This window comes from Xanthobacter sp. DMC12 (assembly GCF_056314105.1).
The window spans coordinates 408137-426211 of sequence record NZ_JBQUYZ010000005.1 but is presented as its reverse complement, the minus strand read 5'-3'; the positions used below and the strand labels follow the sequence as shown (position 1 = coordinate 426211).

Annotated in this window: 16 protein-coding genes; 12 read left to right on the top strand and 4 right to left on the bottom strand. The window is 68.3% G+C overall.

From position 1 onward, the window contains the following. Positions 1–2 precede the first annotated feature (2 nt). Genes ACT535_RS19810 through ACT535_RS19800 form a run of 3 tightly spaced genes read left to right on the top strand, consistent with a single transcriptional unit; the run spans position 3 to position 3115 of the window. Positions 3–1193: an efflux RND transporter periplasmic adaptor subunit gene (locus ACT535_RS19810; protein WP_476365722.1), complete on the top strand. Its 1191-nt coding sequence runs from the start codon at positions 3–5 to the stop codon at positions 1191–1193. A gap of 9 nt (positions 1194–1202) precedes the next feature. Beyond that, positions 1203–2348, top strand: a complete 1146-nt coding sequence (locus ACT535_RS19805; protein WP_168457328.1) for an ABC transporter permease — start codon at positions 1203–1205, stop codon at positions 2346–2348. After that, positions 2345–3115 (top strand): ABC transporter ATP-binding protein, encoded by a 771-nt coding sequence (locus tag ACT535_RS19800; RefSeq protein ID WP_476365721.1) that lies wholly within the window; start codon positions 2345–2347, stop codon positions 3113–3115. The genes ACT535_RS19805 and ACT535_RS19800 overlap by 4 nt, the downstream gene beginning before the upstream one ends. Before the next feature lie 198 nt (positions 3116–3313). On the opposite strand, the gene ACT535_RS19795 is transcribed toward ACT535_RS19800, so the two are convergent. Beyond that, entirely contained in the window at positions 3314–3904 is a 591-nt protein-coding gene (locus ACT535_RS19795; RefSeq protein WP_476365720.1) for a MarR family winged helix-turn-helix transcriptional regulator, read from the bottom strand. Positions 3905–4052: 148 nt separating this feature from the next. On the opposite strand from ACT535_RS19795, the gene ACT535_RS19790 reads away from it, so the two are divergent. The 4 genes from ACT535_RS19790 (at position 4053) to ACT535_RS19775 (ending at position 7965) form a co-directional block, all read left to right on the top strand. Further along, positions 4053–4601 (top strand): flavin reductase family protein, encoded by a 549-nt coding sequence (locus ACT535_RS19790; RefSeq protein WP_476365719.1) that lies wholly within the window; start codon positions 4053–4055, stop codon positions 4599–4601. 21 nt (positions 4602–4622) lie between these two features. Continuing rightward, positions 4623–6110, top strand: coding sequence for a 4-hydroxyphenylacetate 3-hydroxylase family protein (locus ACT535_RS19785; protein ID WP_476365718.1), 1488 nt, complete (start codon positions 4623–4625; stop codon positions 6108–6110). 103 nt (positions 6111–6213) lie between these two features. Beyond that, positions 6214–6594: a cupin domain-containing protein gene (locus tag ACT535_RS19780; protein ID WP_168457333.1), complete on the top strand. Its 381-nt coding sequence runs from the start codon at positions 6214–6216 to the stop codon at positions 6592–6594. A 24-nt stretch (positions 6595–6618) separates the two neighbouring features. Beyond that, complete coding sequence (locus tag ACT535_RS19775) at positions 6619–7965, top strand: amidase (RefSeq protein ID WP_476365717.1); 1347 nt, start codon at positions 6619–6621, stop codon at positions 7963–7965. Positions 7966–7972: 7 nt separating this feature from the next. Here ACT535_RS19775 and ACT535_RS19770 read toward each other — a convergent pair whose 3' ends face one another. Both ACT535_RS19770 and ACT535_RS19765 read right to left on the bottom strand, forming a co-directional pair. Continuing rightward, positions 7973–9361, bottom strand: coding sequence for an ATP-binding protein (locus ACT535_RS19770; RefSeq protein WP_476365716.1), 1389 nt, complete (start codon positions 9359–9361; stop codon positions 7973–7975). Continuing rightward, on the bottom strand, positions 9345–10061 hold the full coding sequence (locus tag ACT535_RS19765; RefSeq protein ID WP_168457336.1) for a response regulator: 717 nt from the start codon (positions 10059–10061) through the stop codon (positions 9345–9347). The genes ACT535_RS19770 and ACT535_RS19765 overlap by 17 nt, the downstream gene beginning before the upstream one ends. Positions 10062–10268: 207 nt before the next feature. Between ACT535_RS19765 and ACT535_RS19760 the strand changes: the two genes are divergently transcribed. The 3 genes from ACT535_RS19760 (at position 10269) to ACT535_RS19750 (ending at position 12090) form a co-directional block, all read left to right on the top strand. Continuing rightward, positions 10269–10595: a hypothetical protein gene (locus ACT535_RS19760; protein ID WP_476365715.1), complete on the top strand. Its 327-nt coding sequence runs from the start codon at positions 10269–10271 to the stop codon at positions 10593–10595. A gap of 127 nt (positions 10596–10722) precedes the next feature. Then, positions 10723–11565, top strand: coding sequence for a sterol desaturase family protein (locus tag ACT535_RS19755; protein ID WP_476365714.1), 843 nt, complete (start codon positions 10723–10725; stop codon positions 11563–11565). Between the two features lie 150 nt (positions 11566–11715). Next, a complete protein-coding gene (locus ACT535_RS19750) occupies positions 11716–12090 on the top strand; it encodes a hypothetical protein (protein ID WP_024280968.1) in 375 nt (124 codons plus the stop codon). Between the two features lie 68 nt (positions 12091–12158). On the opposite strand, the gene ACT535_RS19745 is transcribed toward ACT535_RS19750, so the two are convergent. Next, positions 12159–15860: a hydantoinase B/oxoprolinase family protein gene (locus ACT535_RS19745; protein WP_476365713.1), complete on the bottom strand. Its 3702-nt coding sequence runs from the start codon at positions 15858–15860 to the stop codon at positions 12159–12161. A gap of 332 nt (positions 15861–16192) precedes the next feature. On the opposite strand from ACT535_RS19745, the gene ACT535_RS19740 reads away from it, so the two are divergent. Together ACT535_RS19740 and ACT535_RS19735 are read left to right on the top strand one after the other, a co-directional pair. After that, complete coding sequence (locus ACT535_RS19740; protein WP_168457339.1) at positions 16193–16741, top strand: TRAP transporter small permease; 549 nt, start codon at positions 16193–16195, stop codon at positions 16739–16741. 3 nt (positions 16742–16744) lie between these two features. Next, positions 16745–18061 (top strand): TRAP transporter large permease, encoded by a 1317-nt coding sequence (locus ACT535_RS19735; protein ID WP_476365712.1) that lies wholly within the window; start codon positions 16745–16747, stop codon positions 18059–18061. The last annotated feature ends 14 nt before the right edge of the window (positions 18062–18075 follow it).

The window sequence follows — 18075 nt, the reverse complement described above, 5'->3', positions numbered from 1 at the left end:
CCGTGAAGCCGGAGCGCGTCCAGCCCGTCCACCTCAAGCCCGACCATTCGGCCGGGTGGCGGCGCTTTGCCGTGGTGATGCTCCTCCTCCTCGCGGCGGGCGGCGCCGGCTTCTGGTGGTATGTGCTGCCGACGCCGGTGGCCTACCACGAGGTGCGCCTGCGGATGATGAGCCTCGAGATCAACGGCCCGGGCCTCCTCGACGCCATCAACCGCGTGGTGGTGACGAGCCGCATCCAGGGCTTTCTCAAAGTCATCGAGGCCGACCGCAACGACAGCGTGAAGCGCGGTCAGGTGCTGGCCCGTCTCGAATCCGTCGATCTCCAGAACCAGCTCGCCGCCGCCCAGGCGGAGGCGAGCGCCGCTGGGCGCATGGTGACGGAGGCCGAGGCGGATCGCGCCCGCGCGCAGGCCGTTCTCGACAAGACCAAGATCGAATATGAGCGCCGCTCCACCCTCGTGCGCCTCAACGCCGCCTCGCAGGCGGAGCTGACCACCACGGAAGCCGCCTTCAAGCAGGCGGAGGCGGACATGGCGCGCTCGGAGGCCGGCATCGAGCGGGCGCGGGCGCAGCTTCTCTCGCAGGAAGCCAATGTGAAGGTGCTGGAGGCGCGCCTCGGCGAGGCCACCATCAGCGCCCCGCTGGACGGCGTGGTGATCTCCCGCGAGCGCAATCCCGGCGACCTGCTGCTGCCGGGCGCCAACCTGATGCAGGTGGTGGAACTGTCCTCCATCATCATCTCGGCCCGCTTCGACGAATCCGCCCGCGCCACCATCAAGGCCGGCCAGCCGGCGCGCGTCACCTTCGCCGCCGATCCGGGGCGGGTGTGGAACGGCAAGGTGCTGCGCCTGTCGCGGCAGGTGGATCAGGAGACGCGCGAGTTCACCGCCGACATCACCCTCGATTCCCTGCCCGAGAGCTGGGCCATGGGCCAGCGCGCCAACGTGGCGGTGGAGGCGCAGTCGCCGGAGCAGGTCATCGGCATTCCGGAATCGCTGGTGATCCGCCGCGACGGGCGGGCCGGCGTGTGGCTGGCGCAGCGCGGCCGCGCCAGCTGGACGCCGGTGACCCTCGGCTACATCAGCGGCTCCAACGTGGTGGTGACGCGCGGGCTGAAGGAGGGTGACGTGGTGCTGGCCCCGGCCGGGCGCTACGCCTTCCAGCCGGTGAGCCTCGGCACCAAGCTGCCCTGAGGGTTCGAGATGAACATCGCGCTCAGGGACATGCGCTTTTCCGCCTTGCGCTTCGCGCTGACGGCAGTGGGCATCGGCATGCTGCTCGGCGCCACCATGGGGATGATCGGCCTCTATCGGGGCATCGTCCACGAGGCGCTGCTCATCATCAACGACATCGGCGCCGACCTCTGGGTGGTGGAGGGCGGGCGCTCCGGCCCCTTCGCCGAGACGTCCGCCGTGCCCGCCAATCTCGACCGGCGGGTGGAGGGCGTGCCTGGGGTGGATTCCACCCGCCGCTTCATCCAGTACAATCAGCAGTACACGATCGACGGCAAGCCGGTGCGCCTCGCCGTGACCGGCGTGGACTACCCCAAGGACTCCGCCGCCTGGATCCCCCTCATCGACGGCCGCGCCTTCCGCTCCACGCGCTACGAGGCCATCGCCGACCAGTCCACGGGCCTCCTCGTGGGCGACGTCATCCGCCTCGGCCATGATGACTACACGGTGGTGGGCCTCACCAAGGGCCAGGTGGACATGGGCGGCGACGGCATGTTCTTCGTCACCATTCCCGATGCCCAATCCATCAACCGCGTGCTGCCCTCCGAGGCCGTGCTCCTGAACCGCCTCGCCAAGGGCCGCTCGCGCATGGGGCTCGGGGATGGCGGCTCCATCGCGGCCGTGATGGTGGAGCTGAAGCCCAATGCCGATGTGAAAGAGGTGCAGCGCCGCATCAAGGCGTGGGGCGACGTGGAGGTGCTGACCCAGGACGAGGAGCGCGACATGCTGCTGAACGGCCGCCTGTGGCGGCTGCGCGTCCAGATCCTCGCCTTCACCGCCATGACGCTCCTGGTGGCGGGCTCCATCATCGCGCTGACGATCTACATGCTGACGCTGGAGAAGATCAATCAGATCGCGCTTCTGAAGCTCATCGGCGCGCGGGACCGGGTCATCATCGGCCTCATCGTGCAGCAGGCTTTGTGGATCGGCGTGCTGGGCTATTCGGTCGCCCTCGCCATCTCCTTCACGCTCTATCCCAACTTTCCGCGCACGGTGCTGCTGCTGCCGGACGACCTTGCCTGGATCGCCTTCTCTCTCTTCCTCATCAGCCTGTTCGCCAGCTGGTTCGCCATCCGCCGCGCCATGCGGGTCAGGGCGCAGGAGGTGCTGGCATGAGCGCTATTGCCGGGGCCGCTCCCGTGCCCGCGCTTCCCGTCGCCGAGCCGGTCTCCGCCGACGCGGTGATGGAGGTGCGCGGCGCCAGCAAGATCTATCTTTCCGGCCCCAATGCGGTGGCGGCGCTCTCCGACATGACGCTGGCGCTGAACGCCGGCGAGCTGACCGGCATCGTCGGCCCCTCCGGCTCGGGAAAGACCACCTTCCTGATGATCGCCGGCCTCCTGGAGCCGCCCTCCACCGGCACGGTCTTCTTCCGGGGCCGGCCCATCGCCGATCCACAGACCAAGCTCAACAGCCTGCGTGATTTCCGACGCACCCATGTGGGCTTCATCTTCCAGAAGGCGAACCTCATCCCCTTCCTCACGGCGGTGGAGAACGTGCAGATCGCGCTGGAGATCAACGACGTGCGGCCGAAGGCGGCGCGGGAGCGGGCGCGGGAATTGCTGGACCAGTTCGGCCTCGGCCAGCGCGAGGACAATTACCCCACCCAGCTCTCCGGCGGCGAGCAGCAGCGCGTCTCCATCGCGCGGGCATTGGCCAACGACCCTGTGCTGCTGCTGGCCGACGAGCCCACGGCGGCGCTGGACGGCACGCGCGGCCGGCAGGTGATGGAGGTGTTCCGGGCGCTGGCCGACGAACGGCGGGTGGCGGTGGGCGTCGTCACCCACGATCCGCGCTGGTCGGACATCTTCGACCGCATCGTGGAGATGAGCGACGGACGGATGGTGTCGGAGCGGGCGGGGGGCGTGGCGGGGCATTTGTAGAGGGCGGTGCGCCCCGGACCAGCGACGGCGCAGCCGGAGCGCCGAGCCGGGGCCCAGGGGAAAAGCCGGCGAAGCCGCCGATACTCCGAGACCCTCCGCTGAGCCGCCTGCGGCGAACCCTTGCGCTGGGCCCCGGCTCGCATTCCGCTGACGCTGCATGCGTCCGGGGCGCGAAGGTGGTTCCCCCTGCGCCGCCCCTCACACCAGCGGCGAGACCTGCTCGCGGGCCGTCTCGATTTTCCCGTCCGGGGCCAGATAGTCGATCAGCTTGAGGGTGCGCTCTCCGGTGCCGGCAAGCTTGGCGACGACGGAGCGCATGGTGCGGAATTCGCTGGCCGAGAGCGGGCCGAACAGGGTGTCGTTGGCCGGCGCCTGCACCCGGGTCAGCTCGGCGAGGCGTTGCTCGGCCTCAGGCGTGACGGCGAGGAGCACCCGGCGGCGGTCGCCCGGATTGGTGGTCTTGCTGACGAGGCCGGCGGCGACCAGCTTGTTGACCTCGATGGTGACGAAGGCGCCCGAGAGATGCAGGTGCTCGGCCAGCGTGGCGACGCCCAGTTCCGGCTCCTTGCCGCTCAGGCGCGCGATGGACATCAGGATCGAATATTGCGTCCCTGACAGGCCGATGAGGCCGCCGAGGCGGTTGCGCACTTCCTGGATGGCGGCGGCGAACGCCAGCATGTCGTGGACCAGCTCGCGGAATTCGGTGTCCGATCCGTCGATGAGCAAGGCGGCACGAGAGGCCGTCAAAGGCAGCGGCCTTCGGCCCCGCCCGTTCTTCGTCTGAGGCATGGAACGTCTGCTCCCGCGCACCGTGGACCCTCTCCCTGCAGAGGGGCGGCACGCGGAAATGTTTTTAGCCGGGCAGGGGGCTTGACGTCCATCAGCCATTTTGTAATAGCTTTATTACAAAGCTATATCGCGCTGTGGACATTGCCCCATGTCTTCGCCAGGTCCGACATCCTCGCCCAGCTTCGCATCGTCTTCCGTCGCGCCCCGCGTCGCCGATTTCGATCCGCGCGCCTTCCGCCAGACGCTGGGGGCGTTCGCGACCGGCATCGCCGTGGTGGCGGCCGAGGCGGCGGACGGAACGCTCATCGGCATGACCATGAGCTCCTTCAATTCGGTCTCGCTGGACCCGCCGCTGGTGCTGTTTTCCGTTGCCCGCTCGGCGCTTTCGCTGCCAGCCCTGCGCACGGCGGCGGCTTACGGCATCTCGGTCCTTGCCCACGACCAGCAGGACCTCTCCGGCCGCTTCGCCCGGGCCCAGGGCGAGAAGTGGACCGGCGTCGATCACCTGCGCGGCCATGGCGGGGCGCCGCTCCTCGCCGGCGCGGCGGCGCATCTGGAATGCGTGCCCCACGCCATCCACGACGGGGGCGATCACGAAGTTTTCATCGCCCGCGTCGTCGCCCATCGCTCGGCCGTGGCCGAGCCGCTTATCTTCCATGCCGGACGCTACCGCACGCTCGCGGCCGTCGCCGGCTGAACCGAACTTGAGGACCCTGCCATGATCAAGACCGGTGCCGAGCATATCGAGAGCCTGAAAGACGGCCGTCAGATTTTCATCGATGGCGAACAGCTGGGCGATGCCACCACCCACCACGCCTTCCGCCGGTCCATCGCCTCCGTCGGCAAGATGTTCGACTTCCACAGCGCCCCGGAAAACCGGGAGCTGATGACCTTCGAGACCGACACCGGCACCCGCGCCAACCGCATCTGGCAGCTGCCCACCAGCTATGAGGAGCTGAAGACCCGCCGCCGCGGCCTCGAGGCCTGGACCGAGCTGCATGGCGGCTTCCTCGGCCGCGCGCCGGATCACGTCGCCTCCTGCATCTCCGGCATGTACATGGGCCTCGACCAGTTCGAGCTGTACGACCCGGCCCGCGCTCGCGCGCTGGCGGACTACTACCGCTACGCCCGCGACAACGATCTTTATCTCACCTACGTCATCATCAACCCGCAGGCCGACCGCTCCAAGAACGCGGCCGAGCAGGCCGATCCCTTCCTCTCCGCCGCCGTGGTGGACGAGGACACCACGGGCATCACCGTGCGCGGCGCCAAGATGCTGGCCACCGGCGGCATCATGGCCAACGAGGTGTTCGTCACCTGCATCCAGCCCCTGCAGAAGGGCGAGGAGCCCTATGCACTCTCCTTCTGCATTCCGATGAATGCGAAGGGTCTGAAGATCCTCTCCCGCAAGTCGTACGAGGCGGCCTCGCCCAGCGTGTTCGACAACCCGCTGTCGAGCCGCTTCGACGAGAACGACGCCGTGCTCTATTTCGACGACGTGAAGGTGCCGTGGGACCGCATCTTCATCGCCCGCGACATCGCCATGACGAACAAGCAGTTCCATGCGACGCCGGCCCACGTCTACCAGAACTACCAGGCGCAGATCCGCCTGTCGGTGAAGCTGAAATTCCTGCTCGGCATCGCCCGCCGCATCACCGAGGTGAACGGCACCACCAATTTCCCGCAGGTGCGCGAGACGCTGGGCCAGCTCGCCGCCGAGGCCGGCATGGTGGATGCCTTCGTCGCCGCCATGGAGGCCAAGGGCAGCTATTACGGCCCTTATTTCGTGCCCGACCGCCACACGCTCTATGCCGCGCAGACGCTGGCCCAGCAGCTATACGGCAAGTTCATCACCGCTTTGCGCGAGCTGGCCGGCGGCGGCATGATCATGCTGCCCTCCTCGGTGCACGACTATGAGAATACCGAGGTCGCCCGCCTCATCGGCAAGACCCAGCAGTCGCCGGCCGCCAGCGCCGAGGAGAAGGTGAAGTTCTACAAGCTCGCCTGGGACGCGGTGGGCTCGGAATTCGCCTCGCGCCACACCCAGTACGAGATGTTCTATGCGGGCGCCTCCTTCGTGGTGAAGGGCCATTCCTTCCGCACCTACGACTGGGCGGGCGCGGAGAAGCTGCTCAACGACATGCTCTCCTCCTACGCCCTCTCCGACGAGGTGAAGCCCTTCGCCGCCGCCCGCGCGGCCGAGTGAGACCCAAAGGCTCGGCCCCCAAACGCACGCCTGGTTCATTTACCGCCGCCCGCGCGGCCGAGTGACAAGCGATTTCCCGGACAACACAGCGAAGACCACAGCCATGGCCATCAACAAGATCCACGACGAGTTCCACACGCTCGACCTGACCACCGGCTGGGAAGTGCCTCCCGGCTATCCCTCGGGCATCCAGCAGAAGATCCTCGCCGGCGCCCTCGACGAGGAGAACCGCGCCGGCTCGCGCTCGCGCCTCCTGAAGTTCGAGCCCGGCGTGTTCACCACCAAGCCCTTCGTCCACGAATACTGGGAAGAGGTGTTCCTCGTCTCCGGCGACCTCACGGTCGGCAATGACGAAAAGGGCGAGGGCGGCGAGAGCTTCCCGCCCTTCACCTATGCGGTGCGTCCCCCGGGCGCCGTGCATGGACCGTTCAAGTCGGAAAAGGGCTGCATCCTGTTCGAAATCCATTATTTCGATCCGGCCTGATTCCTCTTCTTCGCGGACGTCCCCATGCAGCCCACCCTCGCCGCCCTCGCCGATGATCTCGCCTCCGGCCGCACCACGGCGCGGGCGTTGGTGGAGGACTGCATCGCCCGCATCGACGATCCCGACGGGGAGGGCGGGCGCGCCTTCGTGCGGGTGAACCGGGAGGCGGCCCGCGCGGCTGCCGATGCGCAGGACCTGCTGCGCAAGGCCGGGGCCGCGCCCTCGCCCTTCGCGGGCATTCCCATCGGCATCAAGGACCTGTTCGACGTCGCCGGCGAGGTGACGGCGGCGGGCTCCAAGGTGCTGCGCGATTCCCCTCCAGCGAAGGCGGATGCCCCGGCCGTGGCGCGCCTGCGCCGGGCCGGCTTCGTGCTCGTCGGCCGCAACACCATGACCGAGTTCGCCTATTCCGGCCTCGGCATGAACCCCCATACCGGCAACCCCGCCGCCCCGTTCGAGCGGGCAACGGCTCCGCGCGTCTCCGGCGGCTCCTCCTCCGGCGGCGCGGTGGCGGTGGCGGATGGCATGGCCCATGCGGCGCTCGGCACCGACACGGGTGGCTCCTGCCGCATCCCGGCGGCCTTCTGCGGCCTCGTCGGCTTCAAGCCCACCGCCCGGCGGGTGCCGCGCGAAGGCGCTTTCCCGCTCTCCACCACGCTCGATTCCATCGGCCCCATCGCCCGCTCGGTGGCCTGTTGCGCGGCGCTCGATGCCATCCTCGCGGGCGGCGAGGCGCCGCTGCCGGGCCGCCCGGTCGCCGGCCTGCGCCTCCTCGTGCCCACCACGGTCGCTCTCGACGGGCTGGACGCGCCGGTCGCCGCCGCCTTCGAGGCGGCGCTGGAGCGCCTCGCCAAGGCCGGCGCGCACATCGTCTCCGCGCCCTTCCCGGAGTTCGGGGAGATCGCCACCCTCAACGCCAAGGGCGGCTTCGCGGCGGCGGAGAGCTATGCAGTCCACCGCCGCCTGCTGGCTGAGAAGGGCGACGCTTATGATCCCCGCGTCTCCGTCCGCGTGCGGCGCGGCTCTGAGCAGTCGGCGGCGGATTATGTGGAGCTGGTGGCGGCCCGCGCCGGCCTCGTCGCCCGTGCCGCCGCGCGGCTCGCCGGCTTCGATGCGCTGGCGCTGCCCACTGTCGCCATCGCCCCGCCGCGCATCGCCGACCTTCTGACGGACGACGACGCCTATGGCCGCGCCAACATCATGGCCCTGCGCAACCCCACCCTCATCAACATGATCGACGGCTGCGCGATCTCGCTCCCCCTCACCGGCGAAGGCGGGCTGCCTGCCGGCCTCATGCTCGCCGGGGCACCGGGAACGGATGCGGCGCTCTTCGCAGTGGCTGCTGGCGTCGAGGCGGCGCTGAAGGACTGAGGGCCGGTCAGGCTTTGGGGGCGTCCGGCTTCGGCAGCCGCACGGTGAGGCGCGCGCCGCCGCCGGGGCGGTCAGCGATGGTGACGCTGCCGCCGTGCCCCTCGGCGATCTGCCGCACGATGGTGAGGCCGAGCCCGGCGCCGCCGCTGTCGCGGTTGCGCGAGGGCTCCAGCCGGTAGAACGGCTCGAACACCACCTCGCGCTCGCCCGCCGGAATGCCCGGCCCGCGATCCTCCACCACGAGGTCCACCGCCTCGCCGCGATCGTGCAGGGAGATGTCCGCGCACCCGCCATAGGCGATGGCATTGCCGGCGAGATTGGCGAGCACGCGGGCCAGCGCGCCGCGATGTCCGGCCACCATCCGTTCCGCGTCGGCGCCATGGAGCGTGACCGCCGCCCCCTGCGTCCGCCGCGCCTCGCACTCGGCCCGCGCCAGCGCGGCAAGGTCCACCGTTTCGCCAGAGGCGGGGGCGAAGGAGGCGCGGGCGAAGGCGAGGGCGTCGTCCACCAGCGCCTGCATCCCGTCCAGATCGGTCCGCGCCTTCTCCACCTGATCGCCGGGCGGCATCAGTTCCAGCCGCAGCCGCAGGCGCGTGAGATAGGTGCGCAGATCGTGGCTGATGGCCCCCAGCACGAGGGTGCGCATGCGCACCAGCTCCGAGATGCGGGCCTGCATGGCGTTCACCGTACGGATGACAAGGCGAACGTCGGCGGCGCCGCGCTCCTTCACATGCGAGGGCTGGAGCTGGGCGCCGAACAGCTCCACCGCCGCCGCGAGATCGGAGAGGGGGCGGGTCTCCCGCCGCACCGCGAGGAGGGCGAGGAGCGCCACGAAGAAGCCGAGGATGCCGCCGAGGAGCCCCACCGGCAGGCCGAGGAAACGCACGGTCACGTCGCCTCCCGCCACGATCTCCAGATAGCTGCCGTCGGCCAGCGCAAAGGCCACGGAGAGCCTCGCGCCGCGCAGGTCACGCAGGCGCTCGACCAGCCCGTGGGGCTGACCATCCCCGGCGAGCGAAAGCGCGATGAAGCGGTCCGGCGGCAGTCCCGTGAGCAGCCGGAGCCGGCGCTCGGCAAAGCCGAGCAGGCGCGGCGTCTCGATGTCCGGCTTCTCGGCGCGGATGGCGACGAGGAAGCCCGGCCCGGCCGCCGCGCGCACGGCGAGATCGCGCTCGGCGGGGGGCAGCCGATCCAGCAGCTGCGCCAGCGCGGCGATCCGCTGCATCACCACCAGCACGGCGACCGGCGAGGAGGATCGCTGGCGCTCCAGCACATAGGCGGCGAGCATCAGCAGCTGCACCGCCAGCAGGCCGGCGACGACGATCAGCGCCAGCCGCGTGCCGAGCCCGAACCGGCGGTGAGGGCGCGCCGCCGCCGGATCAGAGCTGGCGGACATCGACAGTGAGCAGGTAGCCGCCGTTTCGGACGGTCTTGATGAGGCTGGCCGCGTCTTCCGACACGCCGGACAGCTTGCGGCGCAGGCGGCTGACCGAGACATCGATGGTGCGGTCGAACGGGTCGGCCGAACGACCACGCGTCCAGTCCAGCAACTGGTCGCGGGAGAGCACGCGCTTCGGCCGTTCGAGGAAGCAGGCGAGCAGCTCGAACTCGGCCGAGGTGAGGTCGAGGAGGGGGCCATCGGCCTCGGCGACGCTGCGCGCGTCGAGATCGGCCACGAAGCCGGCGAAGGCGACGCGGCGGTTGCGGACGGGGGGCTCGGCCAGCGCACCCTCCGCCCGGCGCAGCACGGCCCGGATGCGGGCGAGCAGCTCGCGCGGATTGAACGGCTTCGGCAGATAGTCGTCGGCGCCCATCTCCAGCCCGACGATGCGGTCCACGTCGTCGCCCTTGGCGGTGAGCATGAGGATGGGCACCCCGCCCCGCGCCCGCAGGCGGCGGCAGATGGAAAGCCCGTCCTCGCCCGGCAGCATGAGGTCGAGGATCACCAGATCGGGCCGTGCGGTGGCGAGGATGCGGTCCATGGCGGAGCCGTCCTCGGCCGCCAGCACGCCGTAGCCCTCGCGGCCGAGGAAGTCCGCGAGCAGGGCACGGATCTCGCGGTCGTCCTCGACGATGAGCAGGGTGCGCTGGGCCAAAAGCGGGTCTCCAGGGGGCGGTGTGGGTCTCGGTTGGGACGGGGCGAGTTTCGCCGGATGGAAGGGCGCCATCAATGCGCGGCCATGTCGAGGATACAAAACGTTACAGCACCTCACCGGCAGGCAAACGCGGTGCAACGGGCATCCGCGACGCTCTCACCATCGCAACCGGCCATGCCCTCGGGATGGCGCCTGAGTGAGACCGAGATGCCCAGCCTGATCCCCTTCTCCCGTTCCGCCGCCATCATCACCGTCGCCGGCTTCACGATGCTGTCGGGCATCGGCGAGGCGGCCGCCTGGACGCGGACCGGCAGCGTGACGACGCCGCGCGGTTCCTATCACGGCGCAGCCGCTGGCAGTTGCGCCGGCGGCACCTGCAGCCGCGCCGCCGTGGCGACCGGCCCCTATGGGGGCAGCGTCTCCCGCACCGGCAGCGTCACCCGGACGGGGCCCGGCAGCTACGACTACCAACGCACCACCACCGGCCCTGTCGGCAACAGTGTGTCACGCTCCGGCTCGGTGAGCCGCTACTGACCTGATCTCGGGCTCCGGGCCGTGAAGGCTCGGAAAGCCGGGTCGCGGCCTCCGCCCCAGGTCGCGGCCCGGCTGACTCTTCTCGTCTCCAGCGGCGGGGCAGGGGGCTCCACACGGGACCATCATCATGTTGGCCATTCTCGCCGGCGGCACCGGCGTGCACCATCCCCTCGCCTTCGCGCTCATCGCGCTTTCGCTGATGCTGGCGGAGTATCTGTTTCACAGGCTCAACCATCACGACCGCTACGACGTGCGGGAGACCGCCGCCTCCCTCGCCATCGCGGTCGGCAACAAGGTGATCGCTGTGCTCACCGCGGGGATCGTCGCGGTGCCCCTGTCCTTCACGTACGAGCACCGGCTGTTCGACATTCCCATGCGCGGGGCGGCGGCCTGGATCGCGCTCTTCCTCGGGGTGGAGCTGAGCTACTACGTCCACCATTTCGCCATGCACAAGGTGCGCTGGCTGTGGGCGACCCATTCCGTCCATCACTCCGCCACCCGGCTCAACCTCTCCGCCGCGGTGCGGCTCGGCTGGGGCGGGCAACTCACCGGCGGGTTCGTGTTCTACCTGCCGCTGGTGCTGATCGGCTTCCCGCCGCTGGCGGTGTTCGGCATGCTGGGGGCGAGCCTCGTCTACCAGTTCTTCCTCCACCTCGCCGCCCCGCCCCATCTCGGGCCGCTGGAATGGGTGCTGAACACGCCCCGCCATCACCAGGTGCATCATGCGGCGAACGGCGCGGTGCTCGATCGCAATTTCGGCGGTGTGCTGATTATTTTCGACCGCATGTTCGGCACCTTCGCCGAGGCGCCGAAGGGGGAGCCGCTGGTGTTCGGCGTGGCCGGTGTGGAATCGAGCCTGAACCCCTTCCGAATCGTCGCGAATACCTGGGTGGACATGTACCGGCAGTGGGGTGTCAGCCGGGGAGTCAGGGCCCGCCTGCGCGTTCTTTTCGGGCCTCCGGGCGGATAGGGTATCGAGGTAGGTTGAGATTTGCGTGGAATGCATTTCTGGAATGCGGAAAATATGCGTGCTGCATCGCAGCAAGTCCGCTATGGTGCACCACAGCTAAAGCGCACCGAGATCTTGGCCGCGGGCCGCACGGAGCGCAGCGAGGCTGACATGAAGAACATCCTCCTCGCCGGCGTTGCCGGCCTCCTTTCCGCGACCTCTGTGATCGCGGCCGCTCCTGCCTTCGCCGGTGAGACCCTCCCCGCCGAGCGTCAGGCTATCGTGACCAATCTGGGTGGCAAGGCGTCTGCCGTCACCTATTTTGTGCGCAATACCAAGGGGTACCAGGTGGTGACCACCCTCGACGCCGCCGGCGAGCCCGGTGCCGCGCCGGCCGTGGTCCGCGTTTCCACCGTGCTCCAGCAGCCGGGCGACGAGCAGATCGTCTCCCTCCCCGGCCCGGTCGGCCGTGACGGCACCTCGCTGCGCATCGTGCGCGTCGGCGACGCCATCCAGGTGGAAAAAGTGGGCGCGCTCGCCTACTGACATTTTGCCGCACCGCAGCAGAAAGGCGCCCGTCGGGCGCCTTTTTTGTTGGCTCAGGGGGTGTTTTGTTACCGTCCTCTCAGCTTCGCATCCCCGTAGCCGCCTCCCGTCGGGGTGACGATGATGACCGCCTCACCCGCCTCCAGAACCTTCTGGTCGCATCCCTGGAGGATCTCGGTCGAGCCATCGAGGCGCCGCACAAACCCTTCTCCCAATTGGCCTTGCTCGCCCCCATCCACGCCAAAGGGGTGGATGCGGCGGTGCGAGGAGAGCAGCGCGCAATCCATCTGTTCCAGAAAACGAATACGCCGGTAAGTCCCTGATCCCGCATGCCAATGGCCCCGCCCACCGGAGCCGGGACGGATGTGGAAGTCCTCCAGCAAAACGGGAAAGCGCGTCTCCAGCACCTCCGGATCGGTGAGGCGGGAATTGGTCATGTGCACATGCACGCCATCCGTCCCGTCGAAGCCGGGACCGGCAGGGGAGCCGGAGCAGATGGTTTCATAATACTGGTAGATGTCGTTGCCGAAGGTGAGGTTGTTCATGGTGCCCTGGGAGGCGGCCATGGCCTTCAAGGCGCCGAACAGGCAGTTCGTAACTGCCTGCGAAGTCTCGACATTTCCCGCCACTACCGCGGCCGGATAGACCGGCGACAGCATGCAGCCTTCCGGCACCACGATGCGGATGGGCCTGAGGCACCCCGCATTCATGGGGATCTCGTCCTCCACCATCACCCGGAACACATAGAGCACCGCAGCGCGGGTGACGGGGGCGGGGGCGTTGAAATTGGTGGGCTGCTGGGGCGAGGTGCCGGTGAAATCCACCGTCGCCTCGCGCTTTTCCTTGTCCACCGAGATCTTGACCTTGATGACGGTGCCCTGGTCCATCTCGTAATGGAACGTACAGTTGTCAAGACGATCCAGAACGCGCCGCACGCTTTCGGCCGCATTGTCCTGCACGTGACCCATATAGGCCTGCACCACGTCAAGGCCGAACGTGTCGATCATCTTCAGAAGTTCGCGCACGCCCTTCTCGTTGGCGGCGATCTGCGCCTTGAGATCGGCGATATTCTGCACCGGATTGCGGGCCGGATAGCGGGCCGTGGTGAGGAGGTCGCGCAGTTCGGCCTCGCGAAAGGTGCCTTCCGCGACCAGCTTGAAATTGTCGATATAGACGCCTTCTTCCTCGATATGGGTGGCCAGCGGGCTCATGGAGCCGGGGGCGACGCCGCCCACGTCCGCATGGTGTCCGCGGGAGGCGACCCAGAAGAGGATGGCCTTGCCGGCGTCGTCGAAAACCGGCGTTACCACTGTAATATCAGGTAGATGCGTGCCGCCATTGTAAGGGGCGTTGAGAGCGAAGACGTCGCCGGGGCGGATGTTGCCCTGGTTCTCGCGGATGACGGTTTCCACCGAGCGGTCCATGGAGCCGAGGTGGACGGGCATGTGCGGCGCGTTGGCGACGAGATCGCCCTCGGCGGAGAAGACGGCGCAGGAAAAGTCCAGTCTTTCCTTGATGTTGACCGAGTAGGCGGTGTTCTGGAGGGTCACGCCCATCTGCTCGGCGATGGACATGAAGAGGTTGTTGAAGACCTCCAGCATCACCGGGTCGGCATGGGTGCCAACCGCTTCTGAACGTTGCAGTTTTTCCGTCCGGGTGAGGATCAGGTGGTTCTTGGCGGAGACCTCCGCCCGCCAGCCCTTCTCCACCACCACCGTCTGGTTCGGTTCGATGACGATGGCTGGCCCCTTCAACCCCATGCCGGGCTTGAAGTTTTCCCGCTTCACCACAGGCGCGTCATGCCATGCGCCACGGGCAAAGAAGCGGGTTTGGGAGGTATCAGAAGGGGTTTCGGCGTGAAGTGGCAGGTCCGGCTCGGCGATCCCCGCGCCCCCGCCGGCCGAGATCACCTCAAGTGCCTCCACGACAATGGTTTTTTCCGGCGAGACGAAGCCGAACTGGGCCCGGTGCTTCGTCTCGAACTCGGCGGTCATCGCGGGAATATCGGCGAGTTGCACCGGGATTCCGGTATCGGTTCCACCATATCTCAGGTGGGCTTTGGCATCAGTCAGGATCGAGTCAGTCCGGATGCCCTGCGTGGCGAGCTCGGCAGAGGTGGCGGCGGCCATTTCCGCGGTCAGCTCAACCAGAGCGGGAAGGAGGGTTGCGGTCATCTCCTCCCCCACCGCCCGGGTGCGCTGGGCGCGGACGGAGGCGAGGCCCATGCCATAGGCGGAGAGCAGACCGGAGAAGGGGTGGAGCAGCACCTTCGTCATGCCCAGCGCGTCGGCGACGAGGCAGGCGTGCTGGCCGCCGGCGCCGCCGAAGCAGTTCAGGGCGTATCGGGTCACGTCATAGCCGCGCTCCACCGAGATCTTCTTGATGGCATTGGCCATGTTCTCCACCGCGATGGTGACGAAGCCGTCCGCCACCTCCTCGGGGCTGCGTCCGCCACCGATCTCGGCGGCAAGGGCGGAGAATTTCTCCCGCACCACCTCGGCATCCAGCGGCTGGTCCTGCGCGGGGCCGAAGATCTTCGGGAAGTAGTCGGGAATGAGCTTGCCCAGCATCACGTTGGCGTCGGTGACGGCCAAGGGCCCGCCCCGGCGATAGCAGGCGGGGCCGGGATTGGCGCCGGCCGAATCCGGGCCGACGCGGAAGCGCGCGCCGTCATAATGCAGGATGGAGCCGCCGCCGGCCGCCACCGTGTGGATGCGCATCATGGGCGCGCGGATGCGCACGCCGGCCACTTCGGTATCGAACGCGGTCTCCAGCTCCCCGTCATAATGGCAGACGTCGGTGGAGGTGCCGCCCATGTCGAAGCCGATGATGCGGTCGAAGCCGGCGAGCGCCCCGGTCTCCGCCGCCCCCACCACGCCGCCGGCCGGGCCGGAGAGCAGGGCATCCTTGCCCTGGAACAGGTCGGCGGCGGTGAGGCCGCCCGAGGACATCATGAACATCAGGCGGATGGCGCTTTCCGCCTCCTCCGGGCCGCCCGACAGCTCCTCCGCCACCTGCCGCACGTAGCGGCGCAGGATGGGGGAGAGATAGGCGTCGGCCACCGTGGTGTCGCCGCGCCCCACCAGCTTGATGAGGGGCGAGACCTCGTGGGAGACGGAGACCTGCGGGAAGCCGATCTCCCGCGCCAGCGCCGCCACCTGCTGCTCGTGCTCGGGGTAACGGTAGCCGTGCATGAAGACGATGGCCACCGCCGCGATGCCGTCCGCCTTCGCCCGCTCCAGCGCGGCGCGCACGGTGGCGAGGTCGGGGGCGGCTTCGACGGTGCCGTCGGCGCGCACCCGCTCGTCCACTTCCAGCACGCTCTCGAACAGCATGTCCGGCAGCACGATCTTCTTGGCGAAGATCTTCGGCCGGGCCTGGTAGCCGATCTTGAGCGCGTCCTTGAAGCCGCGGGTGGTGACGAGGAGGGTGCGGTCGCCCTTGCGCTCCAGAAGGGCATTGGTGGCGACCGTGGTGCCCATCTTCACGGCAGAAACGAGCCCGGGCGGGATCGGCGCGCCGGCGGGGAGTCCCAGCAGCTCGCGGATGCCATGCACCGCGGCGTCGCGATAGGCCTCCGGATTTTCCGACAGCACCTTGTGGGCGACGAGGCTGCCGTCCGGCCGTTTGCCCACGATATCGGTGAAGGTGCCGCCCCGGTCGATCCAGAATTCCCAAGGCGCGGGAGAGGGTGCGGCGGCTGACGGAGAGGGGGCTGCCGCAGCGTCGGCTTCGGCGGCTGCGCTCGTCTTCACATCGTCGCTCGACATCGGCCCCGTTTCCCGTCTGGATGGTGGCAGGCGGGGTTGGCAGGCTTCCTGCTCCCCTGTTCTGGCGCGGCAAGGGCGCGCCAGCGAAGCACAAGGCTCCGCTCGCGAATAAGGAAGTCATGGGGGCGATAAAACGTCAACAATTTGTTGACGAAATATCGAAGGCGGGAGAACATCCTGCCAAGAGCGCCTGAATGCCGGTTCTTCTTGGCGGGCAGAACAATGGCGCCGGTCTCCAGAGGGGTTCCGATGACCAGCGAAGAATTCCGTCACCGAACGGGGGCCGCGCGGACCTGCGCCCCGGCCCCGGCTTGCTCCCCGGGAGCGCCACGATGATCCGCAAGCTGCTCGATGGCCTTTATTTCGCCTCCGGCGTGGTGGCCGCCGGGTTTCTCATCGTCATCTTCCTGTTGATGATGGGCCTTTCCGTGGGCCGGCAAATCGGCCTCAACATTTCCTCGGGCGACGACTTCGCCGCTTGGTCCATGGCCGCCATGGCCTTTCTCGGCCTCGCCCACACCTTCCGGTACGGCGAGATGATCCGCGTGGGCCTGCTGCTGGAGCAGCTCACCGGGCGGCGGCGGCAGGCGCTGGAGCTGTTCGCGCTCACTGTCGGCATCGCCTTCCTCGCCTATTTCACCTGGAACGCCGGCCGCCTCACCTATGATTCCTGGCGCTTCGACGACATGTCCCAAGGTGTCGTGGCCGTACCGCTGTGGATCCCCCAGACGGGCTACGCCGCCGGCCTCGCCATCCTGCTGATCGCCATGGTGGACGAATTCGTGAATGTCGCCCGCGGCAATCGTCCCCGCTACGAGAAGGAGCCCGTCTCCTCGCCCGAGGAACTGGTGGAGCGCATCGCATCAGGAGGCGGCGTCTGAGCCATGCCGCACCTCGATCTCATCCAGCTTTCGCTGGTCCTCCTCGTCTTCCTCATCGCCATTCTCGCCTCCGGCGTGTGGATCGCCCTCGGCCTCGGCCTCGTCGGCCTTTTGGCCATGGTGCTGACGACGCCGGTGCCCATCGGCCAGGTGCTCGCCACCACGGTGTGGAGCGCCAGCGCCTCGTGGACCCTCGCCGCCCTTCCCCTCTTCATCTGGATGGGCGAAATCCTGTTCCGAACCCGATTATCGGAGGAGATGTTCCGCGGCCTCGCCCCGTGGCTGCAGTGGCTGCCCGGCCGGCTGCTGCATGTGAACGTGGTGGGCTGCGGCATCTTCGCGGCGGTGTCCGGCTCCTCGGCCGCCACCTGCGCCACGATTGGCAAGATCGCGCTGCCGGAGCTGGACAAGCGGGGCTACGACAAGGGCATGAGTCTGGGCTCGCTGGCCGGTTCCGGCACGCTCGGCCTGCTCATCCCGCCCTCCATTCCCATGGTGGTCTATGCGGTGACGGCCAACGTCTCCGTGCTGCAGGTGTTTCTGGCGGGCTTCCTGCCCGGTCTGCTCGTGATGGGGCTCTATTCCGGCTACATCATGCTGTGGTCGCTGCTCAATCCCGGCCGCACGCCGCCGCGCGATCCGCACATGCCGTTCGCCCAGAAGCTCCGGCAGTCGGCGCGCCTCTTGCCCTGCCTGTTGCTTATCGCGGCGGTGTTCCTGTCGCTGGTGCTCGGCATCGCCACCGCCACCGAATGCGCTGCCTGGGGCGTGACCGGAGCGCTGGCCCTGGCGTGGTGGAGCGGCACGCTCACCTGGAAGACGCTGATCGAGAGCGTGATGAGTGCCACGCGGCTCAGCTGCATGATCATGCTCATCATCGCCGGCGCCGCCTTCACCACGGCGGCCATGGCCTATACCGGCATTCCCATGGCCCTCGCGGAGTGGGTGCAGGGGCTGAACCTGACGCCCGGCAAGCTCGCCCTCGCGCTGACCGTGATGTACATCATCCTCGGCTGCCTCGTGGACGGCATCTCCATGATCGTGCTCACCGCGGTCATCGTGCTGCCCATGGTGAAGCAGGCGGGCTTCGACCTTGTGTGGTTCGGCGTCTATCTCGTGATCCACGTGGAGATGGCGCAGATCACCCCGCCGGTGGGCTTCAACCTGTTCGTGCTGCAGAACATGAGCGGACGCGATACCTTCTCGGTGGCGAAGGCGGCGTTTCCCTTCTTCATTCTGCTGAACATCGCGGTCATCATCATCACGACGTTTCCCGAGATTGCTTTGGTGCTGCCGCGCTGGGTGTTTCCCGGCGGCTGAGAGGAAAACGAGTA